General features: G+C 42.0%; 2 protein-coding genes. Both read right to left on the bottom strand.

Going from position 1 to position 2,346, the window contains the following annotated elements; all coding sequences use genetic code 11:
- Positions 1-239 precede the first annotated feature (239 nt).
- Positions 240-1,187, bottom strand: coding sequence for a hypothetical protein (locus F6K37_RS38540; protein WP_287256438.1), 948 nt, complete (start codon positions 1,185-1,187; stop codon positions 240-242).
- A 386-nt stretch (positions 1,188-1,573) separates the two neighbouring features.
- The coding region (locus F6K37_RS38545; RefSeq protein ID WP_287256439.1) for a HEAT repeat domain-containing protein at positions 1,574-2,346 on the bottom strand (773 nt) is incomplete at its 5' end.

Below are 2,346 nucleotides of genomic sequence, written 5' to 3' on the forward strand. Positions count from 1 at the left end.
TTCAGATCAGGTTTCAATGTTTGCACCAGCAAGTTAACCTGGTTCATGAGGGTTTCGTTGAAAGTTGTTGTTTTTTCCATGAAACCCTTTTCCTGTCTATCTTTTCAACTTTTTGTCCTGTACTTAGGCTACGCACACGCTACTTGAGGTGCTATCAACTAAAGGCTGATGGCTGATGGCTGACCACTGATGGCTGATCACTGATGGCTGACCGCTGACCGCTGACCGCTAAAAAATGACTATAGATCGCTTCTTACCCACTCCAATGCTAAATATTGCAGCAAGGTAGATTTACCAGAGCCTGGGTCTCCTAAAACCACCAAATAGCGATAGCCTTGAGAGTCCTCTATCACATCCAATACCGATTTTATCGGCTGTTGATAATAACGCTCTTTAGCTCGTTGCAACTCCTCTTGGTCAATTTCCTGAGCTAGTTGACCACTCTCTCGCAGTTTTTGATAATAATCCTTAGGCAGTTCATGAATCGCCTCCGGCATCAAGTCATGAACCTCTCGCACATTTTGGGGGATAAATATCTTCCAAAGTTTTAGTTCATTATAAGCACAGCCACTAGTATCCAAACTATCTAATTTGACATTACCGTAGCTCTCTAGGAGTGCTTCCTGATATTCCCTTAAGTCAAAATCTGGGGTAATTCCTGCTTTCGTATTTTCTGCGATCGCTTCCAACGTTTGGGAATCTCGGATAGGCCGTAAATCATCGGATTCCTTAATAATCGTTTTTACTTCCTTGACATACCGTTTACCAATATAGTGCCAATCAAATCCTTCTGGTAATGGGAATAAGTCAAGCTTAATCCAAGTCTTATCTAATTTTTCGGTATCTATTCGTTTACAGCCATACTTAAAGGCACTGCCCAGGATAGCTTTAATGGATTGATTTTTAATATACTGCTTGAGGGGTTTAGTATACTGTTTTACGTCTTGCTTAGATAAATCAGCATCTTCCAATTCTTCTTGCACTAAAGCCACAAATTCTTTTAACGCTTTACCGAAGAGTTTTTTATGGATATTCTGATCCGATAGTCCGGTATACTCTTTGATAGACTCTTTGAAAAACTCTTTAGTGTAGTCTTCTAGAGCTTCTTTCGCCAACGGACCAATTACTTCCTTGGCGAGATAGCCACCAGCACTAGAAATTCCCCAAGCTGCTAACCAATCCAGCATGATATTGGTAGTTGTTTTTTGCTTTATCTATCAGTATAGACGAAAGGCAATCAGTTTGACCTGATGGTGCGTTACGGGACGGACTGTCTCAACACTGGCTAAGGATAACATGAGGGCGAGCCTGGTGCATCTCAATGCATGCTATTTGACGCGGTGGTGCGTTACGGGCAACAACCTAACACTTGCTATAGCTTGCGTCTTGGCGAGCCCGTCCCTAACACACCCTACGCCTTAATTCTAAATTCTAAATTCTAAATTCTAAATTCTTCATTCTTCATTCTTCATTCTTCATTCTAAATTCTACATTCTACATTCTACATTCTACATTCTAAATTCTAAATTCTACATTCTACATTCTACATTCTACATTCTAAATTCTAAATTCTTCATGCTAAATTCTCCTTAGCAAACTTCCGCAGTTCAGGATCGGAGTCATGCTCTGCTCTATCCTGTAATAAGGATCGGGTTTGGGAATGGTTAGGATAATATTTGAGGATGGCATTAAGGGCTGCTTGTCGAGGATTGTTTTCTAGTCCATAGACAATCACGTTTTTCTTATCCTTATTAGGATCATAGGGGTCATGGAGAATGCGATCGCATAAAAATTCAAATAACCAAGGCTGATTGGCCGTAGGCCACGCTACGCGATCGTGCCAACCTTGAGCTAACAGTTCAATTGCTCTACCTCGCACATCCGAATCAGTATCAGAGCGAGCCGATTCTTGAAGTAGGGCTAAGGTATCTCGGTGGTCTTGGTAACGTTTAGCTAACTGTTTAATTGCTGTAACTCGCACATCCGAATCAGTATCAGAGCGAGCCGATTCTTGAAGTAGGGCCAAGGTATCTCGGTGGTCTTGGTAACGTTTAGCTAACTGTTCAATTGCTGTACATCGCACCTGCCAATCAGTATCAGAGCGAGCCCATTGTTGAAGTAGGGCTATGGTATCTCGGTGGTCTTTGTAACCTTTAGCTAACTGTTCAATTGCTCTAACTCGCACACTCGAATCAGTATTATAGCGAGCCCATTGTTGAAGTAGGGCTATGGTATCTCGGTGGTCTTTGTAACCTTTAGCTAACTGTTCAATTGCTGTAACTCGTACCCACGAATCAGTATCACAGCGAGCCCATTGTTGAAGTAGGGCTATGGTATCTCGGTGGT

It is taken from the genome of Moorena sp. SIO4E2 (assembly GCF_010671945.1).
In the GTDB taxonomy this organism is placed as follows: Bacteria; Cyanobacteriota; Cyanobacteriia; order Cyanobacteriales; family Coleofasciculaceae; genus Moorena; species Moorena producens.